This window comes from Methylobacterium sp. GXF4, from assembly GCF_000272495.1.
GTDB lineage: Bacteria > Pseudomonadota > Alphaproteobacteria > Rhizobiales > Beijerinckiaceae > Methylobacterium > Methylobacterium brachiatum.
In genome coordinates, this window is the sequence record NZ_AKFK01000050.1 from 236657 (window position 1) to 263256 (window position 26600).

The following is a 26600-nucleotide window of genomic DNA, read 5'->3' on the forward strand; positions in this document are numbered from 1 at the left end:
TCCGCCCTGGACCCGCAAAAGGTCCCGGACCTTTTGAATCCGGGACCTCCAAGGGTGGCTGCAGGCCCGTGATCCGAAGAGATTATCCGCAGCTCGCCGCGGCGGTGGCGCGCACCCGTCCGTCCCGGCGCAGCCACAACAGGAAGACGAGCCCCAGCGCCGCCAAGGCGGCGCCCGCGAGGGGCACGGTCGTGTAGCCGAGCCCGGCATCGATCACGCCGCCGCCCACGGCCGCTCCGATCGCGTTGCCGAGGTTGAACGCGCCGATATTCATCGCCGAGGCGAGGTTGGGCGCTCCGCCGGCCTTCTCCATCACCCGCATCTGCAGGGGCGGCACCAGGGCGAAGCTCGCCACGCCCCAGAGCAGGATCAGCAGCGCCGCGCCGCCCTCCAGGCGCATGCCCCAGGCGAACAGGGCGAGCGCCGCGACCAGCCCCACCAGCGACCCGATGATCGTGCCGTCCACCGACCGGTCGGCCAGCTTTCCGCCGAGCCAGTTGCCGATTGTCAGGCCGACCCCGAACAGCATCAGCATCGCGGTGATGAACGGCGTCGTCGCGCCGGTCTCGGTCCGCAGGATCGGCACGATGTAGGTGAACACCGTGAACATCGCGCTGGCGCCGACCACCGTGAGCGCCAGGGCGGCGAGCACCGGGCCGCGCCCGAGCACGCGCAACTCGGCCCGCATATCGTCCCGGGCCTCGACCTTCAGCTCCGGCAGCGCGAGGCGCAGGGCCAGCATCGCGACCACGCCGACGCCCGCGATGCCCCAGAACGCCGCCCGCCAGCCGAGCATCTCCCCGATCCAGGCGGCGAGCGGCACGCCGCCGATCGTCGCCACCGTCAGCCCCGAGAACATCGACGCGACCGCGGCGGCCCGGTGCTCCGGGGGCACGATCCCGGCCGCCACCACCGAGCCGATGCCGAAGAAGGCGCCGTGGTTCAGCGCGGTGACCAGCCGGGCGACGACCAGCATGGCGTAGCTGTCGGCGACGGCCGCGAGCAGGTTGCCGAGGGTGAAGATCGCCATCAGCCCGACCAGCAGCCGGCGCCGGGGCACCCGCGCGGCGGCCAGCGTCATCACCGGCGCGCCGACCTGGACGCCGAGCGCGTAGGCGCTGACCACGAGGCCGGCCGCGGGAATCGAGGTCTTCAGATCGCCGGCGATGAGCGGCAGCATGCCCATCGGGGTGAATTCCGTGACGCCGATGCCGAAGGCGCCGATTGCCAGGGCCAACAGGGGAGGATTGATCGCCATGAGGGGGCTCCGGTTGTTCCGGACCCGCACGTGGCGGATTCGGTGCGCGGGGAGTAGCCTGTCGGCGGGACCAAGATCTGTGCGGGAGAGGCACGAATGCTGCGCGACAAGGCCGATCGCGCCGGGGACATGGTCGTGTTCGTGGCGGTGGCGGAGGCCGGCAGCCTGTCCGGGGCGGCGCGCCGGCTCGGGCTCACACCCTCGGCGGTGAGCCGGGTCGTGGCCCGGATCGAGGCGCGGCTCGGCGTGCAGCTCCTGGTCCGGACCACCCGGACCCTGCGCCTCACCGCCGAGGGCGAGACCTACGGGCGTGCGGCGCGGCGCATCCTGGCCGATCTCGACGAGACCGAGACAGCTTTGTCCGACCGGGGCTGCCCGCGCGGGCGGGTCCGGGTCAGCGCCGCCACCGCCCATGGCCGGCTGGTGATCGTGCCGCTGCTCGGGGCGTTCGTGGCCCGCCATCCCGGCATCGTGGTCGAGATCGACCTGAGCGACGAGATCGCCGACGTGCTCGGCGGCCGGGCCGATATCGGCATCCGGTTCGGCCCCCTGGCCGACAGCCCGCTCACCGCCCGGCGGCTGGGCGAGACCGGCCGGACCGTGGTGGCCGCCCCCGCCTATCTCGCCCGAGCCGGGACCCCGCGCCGGCCCGCCGACCTCGCCGACCACAACTGCCTGGATTTCACCTTCCGCCGGAGCGAGCCCGGCTGGCCGTTCCGCGAAGCGGAGCGCGACGTCATCCTGCCGGTGCGCGGTACGATCGCGGCCAATAACGGCGAGACCCTGGTGCAGCTGGCGCTCGGCGGCGTCGGCATCACCCGGGTCGGGACCTTCCACGTCGCCGACGACCTCGCCGCCGGCCGGCTGGTGCCGCTCCTGGAGCCGTTCAATCCCCAGGACCGCGAGGCGATCCACGCGGTGTTCGTGGGCGGACCGGCCATGCCGGCCCGGGTGCGGGTGCTGGTGGATTTTCTGGCGGAGCGGATGCGCGGGGGGTGAGCGGCGCCGCGAGCAGCGCGAGCACCGCCACGGCGCAGGCGATTGTGAGGGCGGCCAGGGTCCAGGACAGGGTGGTGAAGGCCGCCTGGTAGGCCTGGGTCAGGGTGGCGTCGTCGAGGCCGGGCAGCAGCGCCCGGGCGGCGTCCGGATCCCCCACCGCCAGGCGCTGGCCCGCCTGTGCGCGGGACGCGTCGGGCAGGCCCGGGATCCGGCGCAGCTCCGCCGCGATGCGGCCGGCGAGCGCCGCGCTGATCAGGGCGAGCGCCACGCCCTCCCCGGCGACCCGGACCGTTCCGAAGATGCCCGCCGCCATGCCGGCGCGCTCCCGGGGCACGACGGCGACCGACAAGCCGTCCATCAGGCCCCAGGGCAGGCCGCTGCCCAGGCCGATGAGCAGCATCGGCGCCAGAACCGCGCGGCTGCCGATTTCGATGAAGCCGAGCCAGACCAGGCCGATTGCCGCCACCAGCAGGCCGAGCCCCGAGAGCAGGCCGGGCGGGACGCGCCGCGCCAGGGCGGCGGCCGCCATCGGGACGACCAGCATCGGCGCCGAGAGCGCCAGCATCAGGAACCCGGCCTCCATCTCGCTCCGGCCTTCGATGCCGATGAAGCGCAGGGGCAGGAGCACCAGCAGCACCACGAAGCCCGCGCAGGTCGCGACCGGCAGCATCTGCACGCCGACGAAGCGCCTGTAGCGGAACAGGCGGAGGTCGAGCATCGGCCGGGCGGCGCGGGTCTCGATGATCACGAAGGCTGCGAGGAGCAGCGCGGCGGCCGCGAGCAGCCCGCGCAGCGCCGGGCTGTCCCAGCCGCGGCCCGGCGCCTCGATCACCGCCACCGTCAGGGCGGTGAGCATCGCGGTGAAGCTCACCGTCCCCGGCCAGTCGAGGCTGCGCGCATGCGGGTCGCGGGTCTCGCGCATCCGCGGCGGCCCGAGCACCAGCGCGGCCGCGCCCACCAGCGCACCGGCCAGGAAGATCGCGCGCCAGCCGGCGCCGGCGATCAGGAAGCCGGTGACGATCGGGCCGAAGGCCAGGCCGACGCCGAAGGTGGTCCCGAGCAGGCTGAAGGCCCGGGTGCGGGCATGGCCGTCGAATTCCTGGGCGAGCGCCGCGGTGCCGCCCGCGAGAGCGGCGGCGGCGCCGATTCCCTGCCCGGCCCGGAGCAGGTCGACCACCCAGAGCGCGGGGGCAAATCCCAGGGCCAGGGAAAACCCGGTGACGGTCGCCACGCCCGCCGTGAAGACCAGCCTGCGGCCGTAGCGGTCGGCCAGGGTCCCGGCCGCCATCAGCAGGCTGCCGAAGGTCAGCATGAAGCCGTTGGTGATCCAGGTCAGCGCCTCCGGCGAGCCGCCGAGTTCGCGCCCGATGGACGGCGTCGCCACCGCGCCGGCGGAAAAGCTGAGCGGCAGGATCAGGGCGGCGAGGCAGATCGCGGCCAGGACCAGCGGGTCGCCCGTCGGGGCGGGATGTGGGGTGTCGGGCATGGACGGGCTCCGGTCGGGACGAGCCGGGACCCTCGCTCGCGGAACCGGCGCCGTTAATCCCGCGCCTAGTCCTTTCATTCCGGACCGGGACGCTCTAATCGCCCGGCATGAACAGCCTCGGCGACATCGCGGCCTTCGTGCGCAGCGCGGAGCGGTTGAGCTTCGTCGAAGCCGGGCGCGACCTGCGCCTGTCGGCCTCGGCGGTGGGCAAGGCCGTGGCGCGGCTCGAGGCGGAACTCGGGGTGCGCCTGTTCCACCGGACCACCCGGCGGGTCTCGCTCACCGAGGAGGGCGCCCTGCTCCAGGCCCGCTGCCGGGCGATCCTCGACGACCTGCGCGAGGCCGAGGCGCTGGTCACGCAGAGCCGGCGGGCGCCGCGCGGCATCCTGCGGATCAGCCTGCCGATCGTCGGCTACCGCTTCCTGCTGCCGGTGCTGCCGGAGTTCCGGGCGCTCTATCCCGAGATCGAGCTCGAGCTCGATTTCAACGATCGCCAGGTCGACCTGGTGGAATCCGGCATGGATGCCGCGATCCGCAGCGGCAGCCTGGTCGATTCGCGCCTGATGGCCCGGCGCCTCGGCCCGTTCCGGTTCGTGCTCTGCGCCGCGCCGGCCTATCTCGACCGGGCCGGCACGCCCCGGCACCCGGCCGAGCTGGCGGGCCACGCCGCCCTGCGCTTCCGCTTCCCCACATCCGGCAAGCTGCAGGACTGGACCCTCGCCGAGCCGCCGCCCGCGGGCCTGCGCACCGCGCTCACCTGCAACAACATGGAGGCCCTGCGCGCCGCCGCGATCGGCGGCCTGGGCATCGGCTGCATGCCGGATTTCCTGGCGGAGTCGGCCCTGCGCGCTGGCACCCTGATCCGGATCCTCGACCCGTACCTCACCGATCCCGGCCAATTCTCGATCCTGTGGCCGTCCGGGCGGCACATGTCGGCCCGGCTGCGTGCCTTCGTGGATTTCGTGAGCGCGCGGTTGTTTAAGGCCGAAGAGGCTGGACCCGGCGGCTGCTGCGCCGAAACATTCCCACCCACCCCCTCATCCTGAGATGCGAACCCAGTGAGCCTCGAAGGCGGGCTCCGGGGATCGCGCCGCTGGCTGGAGGGCGCCTTCGAGGGCTTCGCTTCGCGACGCCGCTTCAGGATGAGGGGGAGATCTGGAATACAGGGAGCCCGGCCCCGGGGCGATCGCGCCCTACGCGAACAAAACCGGCCGCCGTGCCGCCTCGGTGCGGATGATCTCCACGAGCTGCGCGTCCTCGGCCGGGTCGGCGAGGCGCAGGCCGACTGGGGTCGAGCGGGTCTGGATCGTCAGCCAGCGCAAGGTCGGCCGGAGGTCCGCGGCCTCCACCACCGCCACCCCGGGATGCTCCGGCTGGAGCTGCAGGAAGGTCAGGTGGTTGCGGCTCGCCCGGCGGCCGAGGAGGTCGTCGATCGCTTCGATCGTCTCCCGGGGCGTGTGCAGATGGGTCATCATCCACAACCGGTTCTCGGTGCCGGGCGTGTCCAGGGCCACGCGCAGGCGGCGCACGCCCTCGGTCAGGAAGGCGTAATCCGCCGCGTTCGCCGCCGGGTCATGGTGGTTGAACACGCATTCGAGCCCGTGCCGCTCCCGGTAGAGCCGGTGCCGGCCGCGCCAGATGTCGGGGCCGCGCCGCTCCGCTTCCGGGATGCTCTCGAGCTGGTCCCGGTCGGTGAGCGCGGCGAAATCGTCGTCCAGGCAGTCCCGGACCATGCCGGGCATGGAGAAGATCCAGTCGAGCGGGCCGGACCAATGGCGCAGGTCCAGGGTCTTGAGCACGTGCGCCATCTGGCAATTGCAGCCGAGCGAGACGTGGTTGTGCCCGCCCGGCTCGCGCGCGTCGCGCCGCCCGAGGAGCCGCCCGAGGGCGCCCAGCAGGCCGCCCGTCGCGCCGGGGGACGTCATACGGTTCGCCCTTGCGGCTGACGCCTCCAGGGCGGTCCGCCGCACGCAGCCAAGTGTACGCAGGCCGCGCAAGCTTGCCGGCGGCGACGCGCATTCGCGCTTGCCGACGGCCGAACGCCTCGAACGTCAAAAGTTTCGGCCGTCGGACTCACAGGGTCCGGCCGATGGCGAGGAATTTCTCGGCGCGGCGGTCGCGGATCTCCACCGGGGTCAGGCCCTCGAACTGGGCGAGCGACTCGGCGATGGCGTCGCCCGCGCCGCGGATCGCCGCCTCGCGGTCGCGATGCGCGCCGCCGGTGGCCTCCGGGATGATCCCGTCGATGACGCCGAGCCGCAGCAGGTCCTGGGCGGTGATCTTCATGGCGGTGGCGGCCTCGTGGGCCCGGCCCTGGTCGCGCCACAGGATCGAGGCGGCGCCCTCCGGCGAGATCACCCCGTAGATCGCGTGCTCCAGCATCAGCACCCGGTTGGCGGTGGCGAGCGCGATGGCGCCGCCCGAGCCGCCCTCCCCGATCACCACGGCGACGTTGGGCACGCCCAGCGCCAGGCAGGCCTCGGTGGAGCGGGCGATGGCCTCGGCCTGGCCGCGCTCCTCGGCCTCGATGCCCGGATAGGCGCCGGCCGTGTCCACGAAGGCGATCACCGGCAGGCCGAACCGGTCGGCGGTCTCCATCAGCCGGACCGCCTTGCGGTATCCCTCGGGCCGGGCCATCCCGAAATTGTGGCGCAGCCGCGCCTCGGTGGTGGCGCCCTTCTCCTGGCCGAGCACCAGGACCGGGCGCCCGCGGAAGCGGCCGAAGCCGCCCAGGATCGCCTCGTCCTCGCCGAAGCTGCGGTCGCCGGCGAGCGGCGTGAACTCGGTGATCAGCCCGGCGCAGTAATCCACGAAATGCGGGCGCTGCGGGTGGCGGGCCACCTGGGTCTTCTGCCAGGGCGTGAGGCTCGCGTAGATCTCGGCCAGGGCCTGGCCGGCCTTAGCCTCCAGCCGGCCGACCTCTTCGGAGATCGAGACGGCGCCGTCGCGCTCGCCGACCGCCCGCAATTCCTCGAGCTTGGCCTCCAGCTCGGCAACCGGCTTCTCGAAGTCGAGGTAGGTGCGCGTCACCGCCATCGTGTCACAGGTCTTCCCGGGTTCGCCGCTCCGGAAGCGGCGGGCGCGAGGTGTTGGCGATGGCGGGTGTGGTGTCAACCGGCGCCGGGTTCGAGCAGCTTTGCACGCGCATCCCGGGGTGGGATTTTTCGGCGGCGCAGTTGTGGTGGCGGAAGGATGCGTCAGGCCGAGGCGCGCGGTCTCGTGAGGTGCGCGGGGCGTCTCGGCACGAGCTCATGCAGGGCGCGGCAGGCCCCTCTCCCGTGCGGGAGAGGGGACCCGCGCCTCGTCCAGAAGCCCGTGACTCCAGCTACCCGCTCGCGATGGGCGACCTGCGACCAGCGCCATCCGTCATATCGACCGGCCAGCGTTCAACACGGCCAGCCCACCCAATCCCAAAAAAATCAGGCCGCCAGCTCTTCCCGGGCGATGCGGCGGCAATGCTCCAGGTAGCCGCGCTGGTGCGCGCCCATCAGGTCGGTCACCGCGGACCAGAGCCAGCCGGGGGTGTCGGGGCCCTGGCCGGGGGCGCGCACGGTGTCGCTCCAGGCCTGGCGGTCGGATGCCGACATCTGGCGGCCGTGGGCGCGGCCCAGGATGGCGGCGAGATGGCCGGAGACCCGCACCGCCTCCCCCCGGGAGAATTGCTCGGCGTCGATCTTGAGATCCTGCGGCATCAGCTCGCGGACCGTGACCGGGGTGCCCTGGAAATGCGTGGCGACCATCCGGTCGCCGAGATTCGGCGACAGGGCGCGGGCGCCGGCCACGACCCGGGCGGCCGGGTCGGCCGGCATGTCGGCCCCCGGGGCGGCCGGGGCCAGGAACGGCACCGCCTCCTTGACGTCGAGGAGGGCGAGATGCGGGCGGTCGCCGCCCAGGATCTCCACCAGGCCGGCGTAGCGCAGGCGGCCGAGCGAGCTGCAGCCCTTGATCCAGTAGGCGGCATCGAGCAGCCGGATCCCCGCCCCGGCCTCGGCGCCGCCGAGCGCCAGGACCAGCCGGTGCACCTCCGGGTCGCGGCTCAGCGCCTCGAACGCCTCCTGCTCGGCGGCGTCAAGGTCGAAGAACCGGTCGCCGCGCGGCAGGCGGGCATCCTTCCCCTTGAGCCGCTCCCGGGACAGGTGGCGCCAGCGTCGACCGAGCGCCCGGCGGCGCGTGGTGGCGACGATCTCGGATTCGGCGACGCCCCGCTCGGCCTGTTCGGGATCGAGAACGCCGTCGGCGTAGCCCACCGCCATGGCATCCATCATCCGGGCGGTGACGATGCCCGGCAGGGTCGCGTTGAGCGCGGCGGTGACGAGCGACAGGGCCAGCCGGACGAGGTCGAAGGCCGGGTTCGACACCAGGGTCTGGTCGAGGTCGCGGATCTGGATGTCGATCCGCCCGTCGGGGCCGGCGACCGCGCCGAGATTGCCGAGATGGGCGTCGCCGCAGATCCAGACCGGCGGCCCCTCCGGCAGGGTGCCGGCCGGCATGGCGGCGATCAGGTCGTAGAACTGCGCGGTGCTGCCCCGGACATAGGCGTGCGGCGAGGAAGCGATCTTGCACAGGCGGCGCTGTTCCAGCTCGCTCGCCTCGCGCCCAGACCGGGCCGGCACCTGCATATCCATCCGCGTCGTCCGATCCTCTGCTGCACCCGATCCGAACCGGGTCGGATCGATGTTGGGTGCGAGGTTAGATTTTCATCCTTAAGCGCGGGTGAGCATTTTGCCGCATCTCGCGTGCGGCGCGTTTCCGCCGGGGGCGCCGCTCCCTGTGGGATCCGGGAGCGCCCTCCGCCGCGACAGACCGACCTGCGTGCGGCGCGGGACGGTCGCGGTTGAGGGCCGTGATCGTCGCGATGCGTCGGGGCGGATCATCCCCGGCCCGTGCCGGGTCGGTGGCCGGACAGGGCTATGGAGGCATTATTCCGGCTAAGATGATCGATGATGTAAAAACAATGCATCTGATATATTTTTCAGAATATGCCGGATAAAAAATCTGAAATCAAAGACATTCATATTCGTATTGCAAATGTAGACCTGCAATTTTGTCTTGAATGTGTCGCATGTTGCGCTTAGGCCGCGGCGGAAACAGGAATCTGTCGCGTGAAGCACCGTAATGTCCGCGTCGGCATCGCCGCGTTGGCCGTATTTTCCGTCGAGCTCCGTGCGATTCCGGTCGGCGCGAGCGATTATACGGTGCCGGCGAATTCGACGAGCAAGTCGGCGATACCGGTGTCCGGACGTGATACCGTGACCGTCGGTGCCGGCGGCGCGCTTTCCGTCAAAGAAAAGGCGGCGATCAACTGGAACGGTGCGTCCACCGATGTGAAGATCACCAATTCCGGCACAATCGAGTCAACCAAGGCGGGCGGCCGGGCGATCGACGCCTCAGGCGACGCCAACAACCGCAGCTTGACTCTGGAGAACACGAAGGACGCGATCATCAAATCCGACAGCGATGCGTTCCGCATCAACGTCAACCCGACCGGCGGCACCGTAAGGGTGAACAACGCGGGAACCATCCAGTCGACGACGAAGCGGGCGCTGGATTTCGAGGCAGCCGCCAGCGGCAGCGCCACGATCACGATCACCAACACCGCCACCGGCATGATCAAGTCCGACGGCGACGACGCGATCCGGCCCGGCCAGGGGGCGACGATCAACAATTCCGGCACGATCCGGACGGATGGTCTGGCCGCCGACAAGGCGGACGGCATCGATTTCAAGGGTGCCACCGTCGGGACGGTGAACAACACCGACAGCGGCACGATCTCTGGCGCCCGCCACGGCGTCACCCTGGGCGGCAACAACGGCGCCGGCTCCGTGACGGTGACCAACGCGGCGGGTGCTACCATCACCGGTCGCAGCGGCTCGGGCGTCGGTTCGGATGCCGGTGGTACGGTCACGAATTACGGTACGATCGAGGGGGCCTATTCCGGCTCGGGCGACGGTGACGGCGACGGCGTCGATATCGACTACGCCGGCACGATCACCAATTACGGCACGATCAAGGGCACCGGCGCCGGCGGCTACGACAAGGGCGGCCGGGCCAATAACAGCGAAGGCATCTCGCTCGGCGGCGGCACCATCACCAATTCCGGCACGATCTCCGGCGCCAAGTACGGCATCGTGGTCAACAACGACTCGAATCCCGACAACAGCCGCAGCGGCGTCGCCGCGACCACGATCACCAACGAGGTCGGCGGCACGATCGAGGGCAAAGACGGCTACGCGATCCGGCTGGAGAACAAGCTCGGCACCGCGGCCGACAACGACACGATCGTCAACAAGGGCACGATCATCGGCAACGGCACGATCCCGGATCCGACCGCGGTGGTGACCCTTCAGAGCGGCAGCGTGGACGGCGGCTCGGTCGGGACGTTGGACGGGGTGCGCTACACCGGCACCGGCTCGGCCCGCTTCATCCGCGGCGACGGTGCCGCGATCCAGATGGGCGAGGGTGACGACGTCCTGACCAATTACGGCACGATCACCGGCAACACCGGCCGGGCGATCAGCCTGGAGGGCGGCAACGACACGCTCAACCTCTTCACCGGCTCGACCATCACCGGCCGGATCGACGGCGGCGCCGGCGCCGACACCCTCAACCTCGACAAGGCCGTCACGGGGACCGGCGCCGGCACGCTGGCGAACGTGATCCATTTCGAGGTGCTGAACGTCAAGGGCGGCACCTGGAAGCTTTTGGACGATCAAGCCTACGCGAACGGCGCGACGATCGCAGCCGGGGCGACGCTCCAGGTCGGCGACGGCGCCACCGCGGGATCGCTGGCGGCCGATGTCGCCAATGCCGGGGCGCTGATCTTCAACCGGACCGACACGTCGAGCTACGCCGGGGTGATCTCCGGGAGTGGCAGCCTGACCAAGGCGGGCACCGGAACCCTGACCCTGACGGGCGCCAGCACCTATACGGGCGCCACCACGATCTCGGAGGGCACGCTCACGATCCAGAGCGCCACGGCGCTGGGCGCGGCGGACGGCACGGCGGCCACCGGCACCACGGTCGCCTCCGGCGCGACCCTGGCGCTGAAGGGCGGCATTGCGGTGGGCAACGAGGCGCTGTCGCTCACCGGATATAGCCTGAACGCCTGCGGTGCCCTGTGCAACGTCTCCGGGATCAACAGTTATGCCGGGACGATCACCCTGACCGGCACCACGAGGATCGGCGCGGATGCCGGCAGGCTCACCCTGTCGGGCCCGATCGCGGGCGCTCCTGGGGCCGGCGTCGAGCTGGACCTGGGCGGTGCGGGTGACGGCATCGTCGCGGGCGACATCGGGAATGTCGGCACCGTCATCAAGGTCGGAGCCGGCACCTGGACGCTGACCGGAAAGAGCAGCCTCAGTGACCTCCTGTACGCATTCGGCGGAGCCCTGCGGCTGGAGGGGGGCGGCACGGTCGCGAGCGACAGGGGCATCGTCGGCGGCGACACCGCCACGACGGCTTCCGCGACGGTGACGGGCTCTGGCTCGACGTGGACGAATCGGAGCACGCTCGTCGTCGGTGACATCAACGGCACCGGCATCCTCACCGTGGCGGCGGGTGGCGCCGTGTCGATCGGGACGAACGGTGCCGGTACGATGACGCTGGCGAAAGGCAGCCGCTCGACCGGTATGCTCAATATCGGCGCCGCCGCGGGCGAGACGGCGGTCGCCGCCGGCACGGTGACGGCGGGCGAGGTGGCGTTCGGCGCCGGCACCGGCACGATCACGTTCAACCATACCGGCAACCCGGATGGCTCGGCCGTCACCTTCGCACCGAAGATCACCGGCGTCGGCAGCCTCAACCACCTCGCCGGCACCACGATCCTGTCAGGCGCCAGCACCTATTCCGGCACCACCACGATCGCGGGCGGCACGCTCCGCGTAGCCAACGCCACGGCGCTCGGCGCGGCGGACGGCACGGCCGCCAACGGCACGACGGTCGCCTCGGGCGCGACCCTGGCGCTGCAGGGCGGGATCGCGGTGGGCAACGAAGCCCTGTCGCTCGCCGGCACGGGCGTGGGCGGGGGCGGCGCCCTGCGCAACGTGTCGGGCGACAACAGCTATGCCGGGGCGATCACGCTAACGGACAACAGCCGCATCGCCGCGGATGCCGACAGGTTGACCCTCTCGGGCAGCCTCGCCGCTTCCGGCGGCGGCTGGGTGCTGACACTGGGCGGTGTCGGCGACGGGCGTATCACCGGCACCATCGGCAACACGATTGGTTCGCTCCTCAAGGACGGGACGGGCACCTGGACCGTGACGGGACAGGCCACGCTCGCGAACGAGGTGCAGTCGAGCGGCGGCACGCTGACCATCGCCGAGGGCGGACGCCTGTCCAACAGCGACGGCTTCGTCGGTCACGATACCGGCTCGTCCGGGACGATGACGGTGACTGGGACGGGCTCGACCTGGACCAATAGAGCCGGCCTCGTAGTCGGCTTCGGCGGCACGGGCACGCTCGCCATCCAGGGCGGCGGCCAAGTGTCGAACAGGAACGGCACCATCGGCTACTTCGCCACGTCGTCCGGGACGGTGACGGTGACTGGGACGGGCTCGACCTGGACCAATAAGAACAGCCTCTATGTCGGCCACGGCGGCACGGGCACGCTCACGGTGGCGGATGGCGGCCTTGTATCGGCCGGCGCCAATGGCACGGGCACCGTGTCGGTTGCCTCCCTGAGCGGCTCGACCGGCACGCTCGCCATTGGTGCGGCCGCGGGGCAGCCGGCGGTTGCCGCCGGCACGGTGCAGGCGAGCAAGGTGGCGTTCGGCGCCGGCACCGGCACGATCACGTTCAATCATACCGGCAACCCGGACGGAACGGCCGTCGCCTTCGTGCCGACGATCACCGGAACCGGCACGGTCAGCCATCTCGCTGGCACCACGATCCTGACCGGTGCCAACAGCTATACCGGCGCCACCACGGTCTCGGGCGGCACGCTCAGCGCCGCCAATGCCACGGCGCTCGGCACCTCTGCCGCCAAGGTCACGGCCGGCGGCACGCTCGACGTCAACGGTGTCACGATCGCCAACGCCCTGACCCTGGCCGGCTCCGGTGCGGGCGGCGCGGGGGCGCTCACCGGCACCGGCGCCGCCGGGGTCTCGGGCGCGATCACGCTGGCCGGCGATGCCGCCCTCGGTGGAAGCGGCACGCTGACGCTGTCCGGCGGCATCGGCGATGGCGGCAACGGCTATGGCCTGACCAAGCTCGGCACCGGCACCGCGATCCTGACCGGCACCAGCACCTATACCGGCGCCACGACCCTCCAGGACGGCACCCTGCGGGCCGGGGCGGCCGGGGCGTTCGCGCCGGTCTCGGCGGTGACGGTGGCCTCCGGCGCGACCCTCGATCTGGCGGGATTTAACCAGGGCATCGGCTCGCTGGCGGGCACCGGCCGCGTCAGCCTCGGCGCAGGCACGCTGACGGCCGGGGCCGACAACAGCTCCACCGCCTTCTCGGGCACGATCACGGGCAGCGGCGGCCTGGCCAAGGCCGGGACCGGAACCCTGACCCTCTCGGGCGTCAACACCTATACCGGTCCCTCCACGATCGCGGGCGGCACCCTGGCCTTGACCGGGGCCGGCTCGGTGGCGGCCTCCAGCGGCGTCGCCCTGGCCGGCGGGGCGACCTTCGACATCGGCGGCCTGACCGCCGGCACCGCGATCGCCAGCCTGACCGACACCGCCCCCGGCCAGGCCGGCACCGTGGCGCTCGGCGCCAACACCCTCACCCTCACCCGCGCGGCGGGCAGCTACGGGGGCGCCATCCTGGGCACCGGCGGCCTGACCCTGGCCGGCGGCACCCAGATTCTCGCGGGCCACGCCCGCCATACCGGCGCCACCGCCCTGGAGAGCGGCACCCTGCGGGCCGGGGCGGCCGGGGCGTTCGCGCCGGTCTCGGCGGTGATGGTGGCCTCCGGCGCGACCCTCGATCTGGCGGGATTCGACCAGGGCATCGGCTCGCTGGCGGGTGCCGGCCGCGTCAGCCTCGGCGCGGGCACGCTGACGGCCGGGGCCGACAACAGCTCCACCGCGTTCTCGGGCACGATCACGGGCAGCGGCGGCCTGGCCAAGGCCGGGACCGGCACCCTGACCCTCTCAGGCAGCAACAGCTACAGCGGCGGCACCGCGCTCCTCGGCGGGACGCTGGCGATCGCCGCCGACGCCAGTCTCGGCGCGTCGGCGGGCGGCCTGCGCTTCGATGGCGGCACCCTGGTGACGACCGCCAGCCTCGCCATGGCCCGGCCGGTGACGCTGGCCGGCGACGCCCGCCTGCGCCCCGCCTCGGGGACGAGCCTGACCCTGAACGGGTCGGTCACCGGGCCGGGCGGCCTCGTCCAGGACGGGGAAGGCACCACGATCCTCGCCGGCCGCAACACCTATGCGGGCGCTACCACGGTGGCGGGCGGGACGCTGCAGATCGACGGGGTGCTGAGCGCCTCGGAGGTGACGGTCCGGCGCGGGGGCACGCTGGCGGGTTCGGGCAAGATCGGCGACCCGCTGATCGAGGCCGGCGGCCGGTTGGCGCCGGGCAGCGCCGCGGCGATCGGCACGCTGTCGATCCACGGGCCGCTGACCTTCGCGGCGGGCTCGTTCTACACGGTCAAGCTGACGCCCGCCGCCAACGACCGGACCGACGTGACCGGTCCGGTGGCGCTCCAGGGCGGGACCGTCCAGGTTCTGGCCGGCGCCGGGACTTACACGCCGGCGCTGCGCTACACGCTGCTGACCGCCACGGACGGGGTGACGGGCCGGTTCTCCGCGCTGCAGACGACCAGCAACCTCGCCTTCCTGACGCCCTCCTTGAACTACGATGCGCACAGCGTGTCGCTGGGCTTCGCGCAGACGGCGCCGATAACCAGCGTGGTCACAACGCCGAACCAGACCGGGCCGGCGGCGGCGCTGAACGGCGTCGGGCCGACCGTGACCTCGACCGCCCAGCCCTCGGCGACGGCCCAGAGCGCCTCGACCGCCCAGCCCTCGGCGACGGCCCAGAGCGCCTCGGCCAGCCCGGCCGCGCCGACGGTGACGCAGGCGAGCACGGTGCATACCAGCGTGGCGGCCGACGGGACCACCACCACGACGATCAGCAACAGCGGCGGCACCACCGTGGTCGTCGCCTCCCCGGCCGCCCAGGTGGCCACCGCGGTGCTGAACCAGACCGCCCCGGGCGCGGCCCAGGCCCTCACTGCGATCTCCGGCGAGGCCCATGCCGCCGATATCGGCGTCGTGGCGCAGAGCGCCGCGATCGTCGAGGCGACGCTGCTCGATCACCTGCGCTTCGGCATGGCGCCTCTCGGTGAGGCGGCGGGCCTGTGGTCGGAGACGGACCTCGCCGGCCGGATCCCCGCCGGCACCACCGTCCCGGCAGCCTACGCGGCCGCTCTGCCCGGCGAGCCGGCCATCGGCCTCGTTCCGGTCGCGCCGGCGCGGGCGAACTATGCGCTCTGGGGCCAGGCCCTGGGGGCGTTCGGCAGCACGCGCGGCAACGGCAACGCCGCCCGCCTGACCCGGGATATGGGCGGGTTCGTGATGGGGGCCGAGACCGGGTTCGGCGCGCTGAGCCTGCCGGGCCTGACCGATCTGCGGTTGGGCGTGGCGGCGGGCTACAGCGTCGCCGGGTTCGACATTCCGGCGCGGCGGTCGAGCGGCCAGGTGGAGAGCGCGTTCGGGGCGATCTATGGAAGGGCGTCCCTGGGCGCAGTGGAGCTACGGGGCGGTGCCGTCTACGGCAGCGAGGCGTTCGACACCCGGCGCCAGGTGCAGTTCCCCGGCTTCTCGCAGGCGGTGACCGGGAAGGCGGGCGGCGACACGCTGCAGGCCTTCGGCGAGGCGGGGTACCGGATCGCCTACGGTCCAAGGGTGCTGGAGCCCTTCGTGGGCGGCACGACGCTGCATGTCCGGCGCGACGGGTTCGCGGAGCGCGGCGGTGCGGCGGCGCTGCGGGTCTCCGGGCACCATGACGCCGTGCAGACGGCGACCGCGGGCGTCCAGGGTGAGATCGGTCTGGCGGATCTTCTGGGCCTGGACGTCCCGGTTCTGGCGCGCGGCCTCGTGGGCTACAGGCGGGCGTTCGGGGACGTGGTGCCGCGGGCGCTGGTGGCGTTCGCGGGCGGGCGTGCGTTCCAGACCGCGGGGGTGCCGCTGGCGCGGGACGCGGTCGTGGCTTCGGCGGGGATCGAGGCGCGGGTTGCGACGGGTCTGACGCTGGGGCTCGCCTATACCGGTCAGGTGGGCGAACGCGCCCAGGACCATGCCATGCGGGGCAGCCTGAACCTGCGCTGGTAAACCCCCTCAGGCCGCCTGCTGCTCGACCCGGTTCCGGCCCGAGGCCTTGGCCCGGTAGAGGGCGATGTCGGCGCGCTTGAGCATGTCGCCCGGGCCGGCATCCTCCGGGTGGCGGATCGCGACGCCGATCGAGACCGTCACGGGGATCGTCCGGGTCGCGCGCTGCACCGAGAACGGCAGCGCCTCGACCTTCTCGCGGATGCGCTCGGCGATGGCCCGGGCCTCGGCCAGGCCCGCCTCCGGCAGGATCACCACGATCTCCTCGCCGCCGTAGCGGGCGACGATGTCCACCGGCCGCGTGTCCTGGCGGACCCGCTCGGCGAAGGTGCGCAGCACCTCGTCGCCGGCCTCGTGGCCGTAGCTGTCGTTGATCGCCTTGAACCGGTCGATGTCGAGGATCAGGGCGGCGAGGCCCGGGCGCCGGGCGGCCTCGTCGGCGAACAGCGCGCCGAGATGGTTGTCGAGGTAGCGCCGGTTGTGCAGGCCGGTGAGCGCGTCGGTGACGGCGAGCTGGAGGGAGGCCTGCATGGCGCCCCGCAGGGCGTCCGTGAAGCGCTTGCGCTTCACCTGGGTGCGGACCCGGGCCATCAGCTCGTTGCGGTCGACCGGGCGCATCAGGAAATCGTGGACGCCGAAATCGAGACCGCGCACCACGCGGGCGCGGTCGTGCTCCTCGGCCACCATGATCAGCGGCATCGCCCGGGTGGCGTCCTGCGAGCGAAGCTGGCTGCACAGGCGCAGGCCGTCGAACCCGGCGAGGTCGAGGCTCACCAGGGCGAGGTCGAACCCGCCCTCGGTGGCCAGGCGCAAAGCCGCCTGCGGATCGGGCTCGATCGTCACCGCGTGATGCTGGCGCAGGGCACCGGCCATGCGCTCGGCCGAGCCGGGCCGGTCCTCGATCAGCAGGATCCTGGCGTCGAGGCCGGTCTCGGCGGTGGCCAGCGCCAGGGGATCGCCGATGCCGAACTCGCGCGAGGCCAGCGCCCGCTGGCGCAGCTCGTCGGTGACCGCCTTGAGGCGCACGAGGCTGCGCACCCGGCTGAACAGGGCGGTGTCGTCCACCGGCTTGGTGAGGAAGTCGTCGGCGCCGGCATCGAGGCCGCGCAGGCGGTCGGAGGGCTGGTCCAGCGCCGTGACCATCACCACCGGGATGTGGGCGGTGACGGGGTTGTTCTTCAGGTAGCGGCAGACCTCGAACCCGTCCATGCCGGGCATCATCACGTCGAGCAGGACGAGGTCGCACAGGCCCTTCTCGCAGATCGCGATCGCGTCCGGCCCGTTCATGGCGGCGATCGTGTCGAAATATTCGAGCCCGAGCTTCGTCTCGAGAAGCTTCACGTTCGGGAACAGGTCGTCGACGATCAGGACGCGGGCCGACATGGTTCCTCGCTGACGCGCGGTTGCGCGGTTCCGCCCGGGGCGGTCGGCCGTTCGCCGTTATCGGCGCGCCGCTCCGGCGTCACCGGGGCTCAAGATACGCGCGAACCGTTGCCAAAAACTTCGCGACGGAGATCGGCTTCGACAGATAGGCCTCGCAGCCGCCCTCGCGGATCCGCTCCTCGTCGCCCTTCATGGCGAAGGCCGTGATGGCGATGACCGGAATGCTCTTGAGGTCGTCATCCTCCTTGAGCCATTTGGTCACCTCGAGGCCGGAGACCTCGGGGAGCTGGATGTCCATGAGGATCAGGTCGGGGTGGTGCGCGCGGGCCAGCTCGATCGCCTCGATGCCGTGGGCGGTCTTCAGGGTCGCGTAGCCGTTCGCCTCCAAGAGGTCGTTGAACAGCTTCATGTTCAGTTCGTTGTCCTCGACGATCAGCACCGTCTTTTTCATGATCCGATGTCCCGGTGCGCGCCGATCATGATTAGCGGGCCGTGAAGCCCCTTGATGACCTTTGTAGCGATCACATGTTGATGAATGGCAAACCTCTTCAAGGGGCCGAATCTGCGGAACGGCTCGCCCTCGACGTTCTGCTGTGGATCGTGGCGGAGGATGACCGCCTCCTGCCCTTCCTGGCGGCGAGCGGCCTGAGCCCCGAGACCCTGCGGGAAAGCGCCCAGGAACCGGCGTTCCTGGCAGGCGTCCTCGACCATGTGATGGGGGACGAGGGCGTGCTGATGGCCTGCGCCGGGGCGCTGGAGATCAAGCCCGAACGGATCGCCGCGGCCTGGCGCATCCTGTCGCCGCAGCCGGAGGATGACTGGGCCTGAGGCGGCGGTTTGCCGCGTCTCGGGTCGAGAAGCGGACGTCTCGTCACCCACCTTGTCTTTCCGGGGCCGCGCAGCGGAGCCCGGAATCCAGAACCTCGGACGGTCCTCGGTTTTGCATCGTCGGCGGATCTGGATTCCGGGCTCGCCTACGGCGCCCCGGAATGACGGGATGGTTCTGCAGGCTTCAGCCTCACGGCGTGCAGCCCTTGTCTCCGTCCTTGGCGGCGCGGCCGGCCTGGGTGTCGATGTCGAGGGCGGTCATGTCGCCCAGGATGGCGAATTCGCCGTAATCGAGCTTGAGGGCGCCGCTGACGCCGTTCTCGTAGAGGTCGAAGCCGAGGGTGTAGATCGGCGTCCGCTCGCCCACCCCCGGCGTGTAGTAGCTCAGCCGCACCGGCCAGTGCGGCATGCCGGCGAGCGGGCCGTCGCGCAGGGGCTTGTCCCGGGCGGTATCCGCGGCCGGGCCGGTTCCGGCATGGCCGATCACCGCGAAGGTGTCGTAGATCTTCTTGCCGTCGTCGGAACCGTCGAACACCTTGGCCGAGAGGGTCGACTGGCCGGCGCGGGCCGCCGCGATCAGGTGGCGCATGTGCTCGCTCGGGAACAGGACCGGCCCCTCCACGGTGAACGGCTTGGCCGCGCCCTTGAGCTTCACCGTGACCGACTCCCCCTGCCCCTGCTCCGAGGCGGTGCCGTCCACCGGGGCGGCCGGCTGGTTGTTGGTGAGCGTCGTGGTCTTGAACCGGAACTCGCGGCCCTTGCCGCCCTCGAAGGTGGTGCTGCGCATGTCCGACAGGCGCGGGCCGGTCTCGCCCGAGGAGAGCTCGGTCACCTGCCGGGTCAGCATCGTGTAGCCGCGGCAAGCATCGCCCCGGAAATCGATGACGATGCGGCCGCGGGCGCTCTCCACCGAGCGGGTGCCGCCGCCCTCGGCCAGCGACAGGTCGTAGACCGCCCGGTGGTTGGCCAGAACGATCTCCTTGGCTTCCTGGCCAGGCGCGGGGGCCTCGGCCTTGGCCTCGGGGGCCGGCGGCTCGGATACGGCCGGCGCGGCGTGTGCCCCCCAGGCGGAGACGAGCAGGCCGGCCGTCAGGAGATGCGAGAGGCGCATGGATAATCCCGGTTCAAGGTCCGCCAGATAGCAGGCGACGCGAAAGGGGCAATCCTCGGGCATCGGGGCGGCCCGCGATATGGGGCTCCCAAAAGGCTGAGCCCTTTGGCGGGGTATCGAGGCGGAGCCCCGATGGACCAGGGCGCCGCCCTGGACCCGCGAAAGGTCCCGGACCTTTCGAAACCGTGACGCTCACCGGTAGCCCTGCGCCTGCAGGGTGAACAGCTCGGCGTAGCGGCCGCCCTGCCCCATCAGGGCGGCGTGGCTGCCCTCCTCGAGCAGCCGGCCGCCCTCCAGGACCAGAATCCGGTCGGCCATGCGCACCGTCGAGAAGCGGTGCGAGATCAGCACCGTGGTCCGGCCCGCCGACAGCTCCCGGAACCGGGCGAACACGTCGTGCTCGGCCCGCGCGTCGAGCGCTGCGGTCGGCTCGTCGAGGATCAGGATCTCGGCCTCGCGCATATAGGCCCGGGACAGGGCGACCTTCTGCCACTCGCCCCCGGACAGGTCGACGCCGCCGGCGAAGCGCTTGCCCAGCGGCTGGGCGTAGCCCTCCGGCAGGCGCTCGATCACCGGGGCGGCGAGCCCCCGGGCGGCAGCCGCCGCGATCCGGTCCCGGTCGTCGGCCGCCGCGATCCGGCCGACCGCGACGTTCTCGCCAGCGGTGAGGTCGAACCGGACGAAATCCTGGAAGATCGCCGCGACCCGGGCGCGGAGGTCGTCGAGGTCGTAGGCGGCGAGCGGCCGCCCGTCGAGGAGCACCCGGCCCTCGTGCGGGTCGTAGAGCCGGGTCATCAGCTTGACGATCGTGGTCTTGCCGGCGCCGTTGCCGCCGACGAGCGCCACGGTCTCCCCGGCCCGCACCGCGAAGGACAGGCCGCGCAGGGCCCAGGTCTCGGTTCCGGGATAGCGGTAGCCGACATCCTCGAACACCAGCCCCGCGCGGATCGGGCTCGGCACCGGCACGGGCTGCGCGGGCGAGCGGATCTCCGGCCGGATCGCGAAGAACGAGAAGAAATCGTCGAGATACTGCGCCTGCCCGCTGATCTGGGTGAGCCCCAGCAGCAGCCCCTCGATGCCGCCGCGCAGGCGCTGGAACGCGCCGGCCAGGAAGGCGAGGTCGCCGATCGAGAAGGCGCCGGCCACGGTCCGCCAGACGATCACCGCGTAGGCCGCGTAATAGGCCAGGGTGCCAAGGCTCGCGAAGGCGAAACCCCAGCGCGCCCGGGCGGTGGCGAGCGCCCGGTTCTCGGCGAGCAGGTTCTGCGCCAGCGCCCCGTAGAGCGCGGTGATGTAGCCCGAGAGGCCGAAGAGCTTGACCTCCTTGGCGGTCTCGACGCTGGCGCCGAGGTAGCGCAGGTAATCGATCCGCCGCCGCTCCGGGCTGCGGATCCAGGCCAGGCGATAGCCGGCCTTGGTGAAGTGCCACTCGTTGAGGAGCGCCGGCACCAGGGCGGCGGCGATCAGCACTACCAGCCAGGGCGTGAAGGCCGCCACCCCGGCGGTGAGCGAGGCCAGCGTCACCAGGGCCTGGAACTGCCCGAAGACGGTGCCGATCAGCCCGGTGCGGCCGCTGACCTGCCGGCGCGCCCGCTCCAGCCGGTCCTGCTGGGCGCTGTCCTCGAACTGCGCGAGGTCCAGGGAGGCGGCATGGGTCATCAGCCGCAGGGAGGCGGCGTTGGCGTAGAGGTCGCCGATCAGGGTCTCGGTCAGGCTCGCGAGCCGGCCGGTGAGGTCGGAGAGCAGGGCCAGACCGAGCTCGGCCGCCACCAGCCAGACGAGCCGGGCCCGGCCGGGATCGGCGAGCCAGTCCGAAAGCCCCGCCGCCGGCGCCGGGCGGGCATGCTCGGCCACGATGCCGTCGAGGATCAGCTTGGCGAGGTAGAGCGACAGGATCGGCAGGCAGGCCGCCACGAGGCGCAAGCCCAGGCTCGCCGCGAGCAGGCGCGGGCTCGCCGCGGCGATCTCGCGGAACAGGGCCGGCAGGTAGCGCAGCGCCCCCAGGCGCTCGCCGAGGCGGGCGATCCGAACGCTCACCGGCGGCCGACCCGGGTGGATTGCCTGTCGACGGCCGGGCTCGGGTGGCCTTCGTCCGATTGGCCGACGGGTAGAGAGCGCATTATCTGAGGCCTGAAGAGTGTAATTTCATCGTCGAGTGACGCGTGCTGAGCGGCCCTGCAATCCTGCGTATTTCGGTCTTACTGATCTTGGCCGGCATCCTGGCGGCGCTGGTGCAGTTCCTGCTGCCGAACCCGCCGCCCGCGCCGATCCCGGCCCCCGTGGCCGAGGCGCCGGCCGAGCCCGTCCCGGCGGAGCAGACCGCGCCCCCGCGGACCCCGGAGCCTGCCCCCAGGCCTGCCGCGCCGCCCCCGGAGGCGGTGCCCGCGCGTCCCGCCCAGATGCCGTCCGACGCCCTCGCCTTCCCGAACGAGCCCGTGCCGGTCCAGCAGGGCCAGGCCGAGATCGACCGGGCCGAGGAGTCTGCCGGCCCCCGGGCCCTGGCCCTCCTCGACCTCAACACCGCCTCGGCGGCCGACCTCAACAAGCTCCGGGGCGGCGGCGCGATCGGCCGGGCGATCATCGCCAAGCGCCCCTACGCCTCCGTGGACCAGCTCCTGTCGAAGCGCGTCCTCAGCCGGGCGGTCTATGAGAAGATCAAGGATCAGGTGACGGTGCGGTGAGGCGCGCCCGCGATGTCTCGGCTGAGCGCCGTCGTCGCGAGCGCAGCGAAGCGACCCAGGGCCGCGCGCGATCTCACGACGTGGCGCCTCACTGGGTTGCTTCGCTGCGCTCGCAATGACGATGAGGCTGCGGCCCTCCCAAACCGTCGCTCCATCCTAAGATGCCGCGCATTGGCCCCGAAGGTGGGCTCCTTCGGTGGCTTCGCTGCGCTGCGCCGCCTCAAGATGAGGTCGTGGATGGGATAGGCGCGGGGCCAAAAAGCCTCAGAGCTTCGTCCCAAAAATCTCCGCCACCTGCGGGATGTCCTTGTCGCCCCGGCCCGACATGTTGAGCACCATCAGGTGATCGGCCGGGCGCTGGGGCGCGATGTCCAGCACCTTGGACAGGGCGTGGGCCGGCTCGAGGGCCGGGATGATGCCCTCCAGCATCGAGCAGAGCTTGAACGCCTCCAGGGTCTCGGAATCGGTGGCCGAGAGGTACTTCACGCGGCCCATCTCGTGCAGCCAGGCGTGCTCGGGGCCGATGCCGGGATAGTCGAGGCCGGCCGAGATCGAGTGCGCGTCGGAGATCTGCCCGTCCGCGTCCATCAGCAGGTAGGTGCGGTTGCCGTGCAGCACCCCGGGCTTGCCGCCGGTGAGCGAGGCGGCGTGCAGGCCGGAGCCCACGCCGTGACCGGCGGCCTCGACCCCGAAGATCTCGACCTCGCGGTCGTCCAGGAACGGGTGGAACAGCCCCATGGCGTTGGAGCCGCCGCCGATGCAGGCGATCAGCGAATCCGGCAGGCGGCCCTCCTGCGCGATCATCTGCTCCCGGGTCTCGCGCCCGATCACCGACTGGAAGTCGCGGACCATGGCCGGGTACGGGTGCGGGCCGGCCACCGTGCCGATGCAGTAGAACGTGTCGGCGACGTTGGTGACCCAATCGCGCAGGGCCTCGTTCATCGCGTCCTTGAGGGTCTTGGTGCCGGATTCCACCGGGATCACCTCGGCGCCGAGCATCTTCATCCGGAAGACGTTGGGCGCCTGCCGGGCGACGTCGACCGCGCCCATGTAGACCACGCATTTCAGGCCGAACCGCGCGCACAGCGTCGCGGTGGCGACGCCGTGCTGGCCGGCGCCAGTCTCGGCGATGATCCGCGGCTTGCCCATGCGGCGGGCCAGCAGGATCTGGCCGAGCACGTTGTTCACCTTGTGGGAGCCGGTATGGTTCAGCTCCTCGCGCTTGAAATAGACCTTGGCGCCCTGCCCGGCCGGCGCCTGGGCGCGCAGGTGCTCGGTGAGGCGCTCGGCGTAGTAGAGCGGGCTCGGCCGGCCGATATAGTGGGTGCCGTAGCTCGCCATGTCGGCCGCGAAGGCCGGATCGGCCTTGGCGGCCTCGTAGGCCGCCTCCAGCTCGAGGATCAGCGGCATCAGGGTCTCGGCGACGAACCGGCCGCCGAAGATGCCGAAGCGGCCGCGCTCGTCGGGGCCGGTGCGGAAGGAATTCGGTTCGGGGGCGATGGTCACGGGGCAAGTCCTTCCGGACGCGAAGAGCGATCTGTTGCCGGGTGCCTAGACCCATGCGGGCGCCGCCGCAATGCGTCCTGGGGACCCGTAACCCCGGCACCCCGGAGAACGAACTCGCGGTCAGGTCTTGTGGATCGCCCAGTAGGACAATCATGGCTCACCGCGCCACGCTTCGCCCACTGCTCGGCGCCGCCATCGGGCTCGGCCAAGCTCCTTCCGCGTCTGCCGGCAGTTGCGAAAGTGGCGCCGGCAGCCCGCGTGGCCGTGGTCGCGGGCGGCTGCTCCTGGGACGTGAAGGGTGTGCTCCAGCACGTCGGCGGGGTGACCGGCGCGGTCTCGGTCTATGCCGGGGGGACGGCTGTCGACGCGGATGACAAGACCGTCAGCCGCGGCGGCACTGACCATGCCGAGGCGGTGGCGGTCACTTGAGATCCGGCTTCGATCCCCGCGGCCCGCCTTAGGCCCGATCGGCGGCCGCGCAGGCCGGCTCCGCACGACCGCGCACCGCCAAGCCGCACGGATAGGGCCGGTCCTGGGCGTCCGAGCAGGTCTGGTCGGCATCGGGCGCCGCGATGCCGTAGAGGCTGACGCGGTGTGGGCCGACCATGACGGTCCCGCCATCGAGCACCCGGGCCGGGCCACTCGGGGGCTCGGCCGCCCTGGCGGGGGCGTGCCAGGCGAGGCTGCCCAGCAGGAACGCTACCAGCAGTGGCAGCCGCGAGCGCCGGGTGGAGTCGTCGGGGCAGAGCACGATGCCGGCGAGGCCGGCGGCACAGGCGAGGAGGGCACCGAGGATCAGGGACATGGAGGCAACTCCGCAAGAGGACGGCCCGCCTTCTGACCGGATCCGGCCCCGCGACCCTGACGGCGCCTGTCAGCCTCCCGTCAGGCTGGGGGCGTCATGCCGTGCGGACGCGGGATGATTTCGCGCGCTCGGACCCCACTTGCCCCGCCATGGTCGAGCCCGTCTCCGCATGATCCAGCCCCCGTCGCGCCGCGCCGCGCTCCTGCTGCTCGCCGGCGCGGCCTGGCCGGCACGCGCCTCGGAGGATGCCGACCGCGCCCGCCGCGCCCTGGAGAAGGGCGAGATCCGCCCCCTCGACGAGGTCCTGCGGGCCGCCCGCGCGGCGGTGCCGGGGGACGTGGTGGCGGTCGATCTGAAGCGCGACGACGGGCAGTGGCTGTACAAGCTGCGCATCCTGGGCGCCGACGGGAAGCGCCGCTCCGTCAAGGTCGATGCCGGCTCGCTCAAGATCCTGGACGAGGACGACGATGATTGAGCCCGGGAGCCGGCCGTGCGCGTCCTAGTGGTCGAGGACGAGCCGCGCATCGCCGCGGACGTGAAAGCCGGGCTGGAACAGGCCGGTTACGTCGCCGACCTGGTCGCGGACGGCGAGGCCGCGTGGTTCCGCGCCGAGACCGAGCCCTACGACGCCATGGTGCTCGATCTCGGCCTGCCGCGCCTCGACGGGCTCGGCGTGTTGCGCCGGCTGCGGGCGGCGGAGGTGGCGCTGCCGGTCCTGATCCTCACCGCCCGGGACGGCTGGCGCGAGCGGGTCGAAGGCATCGATGCCGGCGCCGACGATTACCTCGTCAAGCCGTTCCGCATGGAGGAGCTGGTCGCGCGCCTGCGGGCGATCCTGCGGCGCACCGCCGGGCACGCCTCGCCGGTGCTGCGGGCCGGGGATGTGGAGCTCGACACCCGCAGCCGGGCGGTGAGCGTCGCGGGACGGCCCACCGAGTTGACCGCCCTCGAATACCGGCTCCTGGCCTTCCTGCTGCACCGGCAGGGCCAGGTCGTGCCGGCGGGCGAGGTCCTGGACCATCTCCACGGGGTCGGCACCGAGCGGGAGGCCAACGCGCTGGAGGCGCTCCTGACCCGCCTGCGCCGCAAGCTCGGGCCCGGGGTGATCGAGACCCGCCGGGGCCAGGGCTACCGCGTCGCGGACGCGCCGTGAGGCGCGACTCCCTGCGGCTGCGGCTGGGGCTCGCGGCGGCGGCGCTGATCGCACTCGCCCTGCTGCTCGCCGGCGCCGGACTCACCGTGATCCTCGACCGGGTGCTCGATGCCCGCACCGCCGACGAGCTCGACCGGACCGCCAAGCTGATCGCCGGACGGGTCGGGTTCGCGCCGGACGGGCGCCCGACCATCTCCCGGGAGCCGCCGGACTCGCGCTTCTCCACGCCCTATGGCGGCCTGTACTGGCAGGTCGAGGCGGGAAGCGAGGTCCTGCGCTCGCGCTCCCTCTGGGACAAGCGCCTCGATCTGGGGCCGGGCGCCGGGGACGCCCCCGCCACCGTCGAGGCCACCGGCCCGGATGGCGGCCGGCTGATCGCGGTCGTCCGCCCCCTCGAGATCGGCCCGCGGGGTGCCGAGACCGGGCTGCGGGTGATCGTGGCCGAGGACCGGCGCGGCCTGGCCGCCAGCCGAGCCACGTTCCTACGCCTGCTGGTCCCGGCGCTCGCCGCCCTGTTCGTGGTGCTGACCCTCGCCCTGTGGCTGTTCGTGCACCGGGCGCTGGCGCCGTTCCGGGTGCTGCAGCAGGATCTCGGCGCCGTCCATGCCGGCACGCGGACCCGGCTGCCGGAGCAGTTCCCCGACGAGGTCCGGCCGCTGGTTACCGACCTCAACCGGCTGCTCGACGCGCAGGAGCGCGCCCTGGTCCGGGCTCGCGCTGCGGCCGCCGACATGGCCCACGGCCTCAAGACCCCGCTCGCCGTGCTCGACGCCCTGGCGCGCCGGACCGGGCCGGCCGATCCCGGCCTGTCGGGGGAGATCGCCGAGCAGGCCCGGGCGATGGCAGGCCAGGTCGAGCGCGCGCTCGCCCGGGCCCGGATCGCGGCGGCCGGCGACCTGCGGCGGCGGACCTGCCGGGTCGCCCCGGTGGCCGAGCGCCTGGTCGCCACCATGCGCCGGCTGCCGGAGGGGGATTCGCTGGCCTGGGAGGTCGCCGTGCCGGACGGGCTCGCCTATCCGGGCGACGAGGGCGAGCTGATGGAGGTGCTGGGCAACCTCCTCGACAACGCCCGCAAATGGGCGCACCGGCGGGTCCGGGGGGGCGGG

Annotated in this window: 21 protein-coding genes; 9 read left to right on the top strand and 12 right to left on the bottom strand. The window is 72.2% G+C overall.

Annotated features, from left to right (window positions below):
* Nucleotides 1-82: 82 nt before the first annotated feature.
* Entirely contained in the window at nucleotides 83-1258 is a 1176-nt protein-coding gene (locus tag WYO_RS07870; RefSeq protein ID WP_007560959.1) for an MFS transporter, read from the bottom strand.
* A 96-nt stretch (nucleotides 1259-1354) separates the two neighbouring features.
* On the opposite strand from WYO_RS07870, the gene WYO_RS07875 reads away from it, so the two are divergent.
* Nucleotides 1355-2257, top strand: coding sequence for a LysR family transcriptional regulator (locus tag WYO_RS07875; protein ID WP_007560961.1), 903 nt, complete (start codon nucleotides 1355-1357; stop codon nucleotides 2255-2257).
* Here the strand turns inward: WYO_RS07875 and WYO_RS07880 are convergent.
* Complete coding sequence (locus tag WYO_RS07880) at nucleotides 2145-3743, bottom strand: MFS transporter (RefSeq protein WP_007560963.1); 1599 nt, start codon at nucleotides 3741-3743, stop codon at nucleotides 2145-2147. The genes WYO_RS07875 and WYO_RS07880 overlap by 113 nt on opposite strands.
* 107 nt (nucleotides 3744-3850) lie before the next feature.
* Between WYO_RS07880 and WYO_RS07885 the strand changes: the two genes are divergently transcribed.
* Entirely contained in the window at nucleotides 3851-4789 is a 939-nt protein-coding gene (locus WYO_RS07885; protein ID WP_007560965.1) for a LysR family transcriptional regulator, read from the top strand.
* 147 nt (nucleotides 4790-4936) lie between these two features.
* Here the strand turns inward: WYO_RS07885 and WYO_RS07890 are convergent, their stop codons facing one another.
* The 4 genes from WYO_RS07890 to WYO_RS30780 form a co-directional block, all read right to left on the bottom strand.
* Nucleotides 4937-5668 carry a DUF1796 family putative cysteine peptidase gene (locus WYO_RS07890; protein ID WP_007560967.1) on the bottom strand — a complete coding sequence of 244 codons (732 nt, stop codon included), beginning with the start codon at nucleotides 5666-5668 and terminating at the stop codon, nucleotides 4937-4939.
* 148 nt (nucleotides 5669-5816) lie between these two features.
* Nucleotides 5817-6779, bottom strand: a complete 963-nt coding sequence (locus tag WYO_RS07895; RefSeq protein ID WP_007560969.1) for an acetyl-CoA carboxylase carboxyltransferase subunit alpha — start codon at nucleotides 6777-6779, stop codon at nucleotides 5817-5819.
* A 383-nt stretch (nucleotides 6780-7162) separates the two neighbouring features.
* Nucleotides 7163-8368, bottom strand: coding sequence for a DUF2252 family protein (locus WYO_RS07900; protein WP_007560971.1), 1206 nt, complete (start codon nucleotides 8366-8368; stop codon nucleotides 7163-7165).
* Between the two features lie 563 nt (nucleotides 8369-8931).
* Nucleotides 8932-9351 carry a hypothetical protein gene (locus tag WYO_RS30780; RefSeq protein ID WP_128754959.1) on the bottom strand — a complete coding sequence of 140 codons (420 nt, stop codon included), beginning with the start codon at nucleotides 9349-9351 and terminating at the stop codon, nucleotides 8932-8934.
* On the opposite strand from WYO_RS30780, the gene WYO_RS07905 reads away from it, so the two are divergent.
* Nucleotides 9350-16030, top strand: a complete 6681-nt coding sequence (locus WYO_RS07905; protein ID WP_128754960.1) for an autotransporter-associated beta strand repeat-containing protein — start codon at nucleotides 9350-9352, stop codon at nucleotides 16028-16030. The two genes, WYO_RS30780 and WYO_RS07905, sit on opposite strands and share 2 nt — an antisense overlap.
* A gap of 6 nt (nucleotides 16031-16036) precedes the next feature.
* On the opposite strand, the gene WYO_RS07910 is transcribed toward WYO_RS07905, so the two are convergent.
* Both WYO_RS07910 and WYO_RS07915 read right to left on the bottom strand, forming a co-directional pair.
* Nucleotides 16037-17410 carry a PleD family two-component system response regulator gene (locus tag WYO_RS07910; RefSeq protein WP_007560975.1) on the bottom strand — a complete coding sequence of 458 codons (1374 nt, stop codon included), beginning with the start codon at nucleotides 17408-17410 and terminating at the stop codon, nucleotides 16037-16039.
* Between the two features lie 79 nt (nucleotides 17411-17489).
* A complete protein-coding gene (locus WYO_RS07915) occupies nucleotides 17490-17861 on the bottom strand; it encodes a response regulator (protein WP_007560977.1) in 372 nt (123 codons plus the stop codon).
* Between the two features lie 80 nt (nucleotides 17862-17941).
* Here WYO_RS07915 and WYO_RS07920 point away from each other — a divergent pair, with 80 nt between their 5' ends.
* Nucleotides 17942-18238 (top strand): DUF3572 domain-containing protein, encoded by a 297-nt coding sequence (locus WYO_RS07920; protein WP_007560979.1) that lies wholly within the window; start codon nucleotides 17942-17944, stop codon nucleotides 18236-18238.
* A 190-nt stretch (nucleotides 18239-18428) separates the two neighbouring features.
* On the opposite strand, the gene WYO_RS07925 is transcribed toward WYO_RS07920, so the two are convergent.
* Both WYO_RS07925 and WYO_RS07930 read right to left on the bottom strand, forming a co-directional pair.
* Nucleotides 18429-19349: a cell envelope integrity EipB family protein gene (locus tag WYO_RS07925; RefSeq protein WP_007560981.1), complete on the bottom strand. Its 921-nt coding sequence runs from the start codon at nucleotides 19347-19349 to the stop codon at nucleotides 18429-18431.
* 192 nt (nucleotides 19350-19541) lie between these two features.
* Entirely contained in the window at nucleotides 19542-21386 is a 1845-nt protein-coding gene (locus WYO_RS07930) for an ABC transporter ATP-binding protein (RefSeq protein ID WP_007560983.1), read from the bottom strand.
* Between the two features lie 170 nt (nucleotides 21387-21556).
* On the opposite strand from WYO_RS07930, the gene WYO_RS29765 reads away from it, so the two are divergent.
* A complete protein-coding gene (locus WYO_RS29765) occupies nucleotides 21557-22030 on the top strand; it encodes a helix-hairpin-helix domain-containing protein (RefSeq protein ID WP_348270290.1) in 474 nt (157 codons plus the stop codon).
* Between the two features lie 264 nt (nucleotides 22031-22294).
* Here the strand turns inward: WYO_RS29765 and trpB are convergent, their stop codons facing one another.
* Nucleotides 22295-23536, bottom strand: a complete 1242-nt coding sequence (trpB, locus tag WYO_RS07940; protein WP_007560986.1) for a tryptophan synthase subunit beta — start codon at nucleotides 23534-23536, stop codon at nucleotides 22295-22297.
* 240 nt (nucleotides 23537-23776) lie between these two features.
* On the opposite strand from trpB, the gene WYO_RS32130 reads away from it, so the two are divergent.
* The gene (locus WYO_RS32130) at nucleotides 23777-23965 is read left to right on the top strand and encodes a peptide-methionine (S)-S-oxide reductase (RefSeq protein WP_244424102.1); all 189 of its coding nucleotides are present in this window, start codon (nucleotides 23777-23779) and stop codon (nucleotides 23963-23965) included.
* 28 nt (nucleotides 23966-23993) lie between these two features.
* Here WYO_RS32130 and WYO_RS07950 read toward each other — a convergent pair whose 3' ends face one another.
* A complete protein-coding gene (locus WYO_RS07950) occupies nucleotides 23994-24341 on the bottom strand; it encodes a hypothetical protein (protein ID WP_007560991.1) in 348 nt (115 codons plus the stop codon).
* 169 nt (nucleotides 24342-24510) lie between these two features.
* On the opposite strand from WYO_RS07950, the gene WYO_RS07955 reads away from it, so the two are divergent.
* From WYO_RS07955 to WYO_RS07965, 3 genes are all read left to right on the top strand, one after another.
* Nucleotides 24511-24816 (top strand): PepSY domain-containing protein, encoded by a 306-nt coding sequence (locus tag WYO_RS07955; protein ID WP_007560993.1) that lies wholly within the window; start codon nucleotides 24511-24513, stop codon nucleotides 24814-24816.
* A gap of 15 nt (nucleotides 24817-24831) precedes the next feature.
* Nucleotides 24832-25494: a response regulator transcription factor gene (locus WYO_RS07960; RefSeq protein ID WP_007560995.1), complete on the top strand. Its 663-nt coding sequence runs from the start codon at nucleotides 24832-24834 to the stop codon at nucleotides 25492-25494.
* The coding region (locus tag WYO_RS07965) for a HAMP domain-containing sensor histidine kinase (protein ID WP_007560997.1) at nucleotides 25491-26600 on the top strand (1110 nt) is incomplete at its 3' end. The genes WYO_RS07960 and WYO_RS07965, both read left to right, overlap by 4 nt.

Excerpts from the sequence above, each read along its gene's own strand:
- WYO_RS07870 (WP_007560959.1), bottom strand. The coding sequence starts at position 1,258 with ATGGCGATCAATCCTCCCCTGTTGGCCCTGGCAATCGGCGCCTTCGGC.
- WYO_RS07875 (WP_007560961.1), top strand. The coding sequence starts at position 1,355 with ATGCTGCGCGACAAGGCCGATCGCGCCGGGGACATGGTCGTGTTCGTG.
- WYO_RS07880 (WP_007560963.1), bottom strand. The coding sequence starts at position 3,743 with ATGCCCGACACCCCACATCCCGCCCCGACGGGCGACCCGCTGGTCCTG.
- WYO_RS07885 (WP_007560965.1), top strand. The coding sequence starts at position 3,851 with ATGAACAGCCTCGGCGACATCGCGGCCTTCGTGCGCAGCGCGGAGCGG.
- WYO_RS07890 (WP_007560967.1), bottom strand. The coding sequence starts at position 5,668 with ATGACGTCCCCCGGCGCGACGGGCGGCCTGCTGGGCGCCCTCGGGCGG.
- WYO_RS07895 (WP_007560969.1), bottom strand. The coding sequence starts at position 6,779 with ATGGCGGTGACGCGCACCTACCTCGACTTCGAGAAGCCGGTTGCCGAG.
- WYO_RS07900 (WP_007560971.1), bottom strand. The coding sequence starts at position 8,368 with ATGGATATGCAGGTGCCGGCCCGGTCTGGGCGCGAGGCGAGCGAGCTG.
- WYO_RS07905 (WP_128754960.1), top strand. The coding sequence starts at position 9,350 with ATGATCAAGTCCGACGGCGACGACGCGATCCGGCCCGGCCAGGGGGCG.
- WYO_RS30780 (WP_128754959.1), bottom strand. The coding sequence starts at position 9,351 with ATGCCGGTGGCGGTGTTGGTGATCGTGATCGTGGCGCTGCCGCTGGCG.
- WYO_RS07910 (WP_007560975.1), bottom strand. The coding sequence starts at position 17,410 with ATGTCGGCCCGCGTCCTGATCGTCGACGACCTGTTCCCGAACGTGAAG.
- WYO_RS07915 (WP_007560977.1), bottom strand. The coding sequence starts at position 17,861 with ATGAAAAAGACGGTGCTGATCGTCGAGGACAACGAACTGAACATGAAG.
- WYO_RS07920 (WP_007560979.1), top strand. The coding sequence starts at position 17,942 with ATGAATGGCAAACCTCTTCAAGGGGCCGAATCTGCGGAACGGCTCGCC.
- WYO_RS07925 (WP_007560981.1), bottom strand. The coding sequence starts at position 19,349 with ATGCGCCTCTCGCATCTCCTGACGGCCGGCCTGCTCGTCTCCGCCTGG.
- WYO_RS07950 (WP_007560991.1), bottom strand. The coding sequence starts at position 24,341 with ATGTCCCTGATCCTCGGTGCCCTCCTCGCCTGTGCCGCCGGCCTCGCC.
- WYO_RS07955 (WP_007560993.1), top strand. The coding sequence starts at position 24,511 with ATGATCCAGCCCCCGTCGCGCCGCGCCGCGCTCCTGCTGCTCGCCGGC.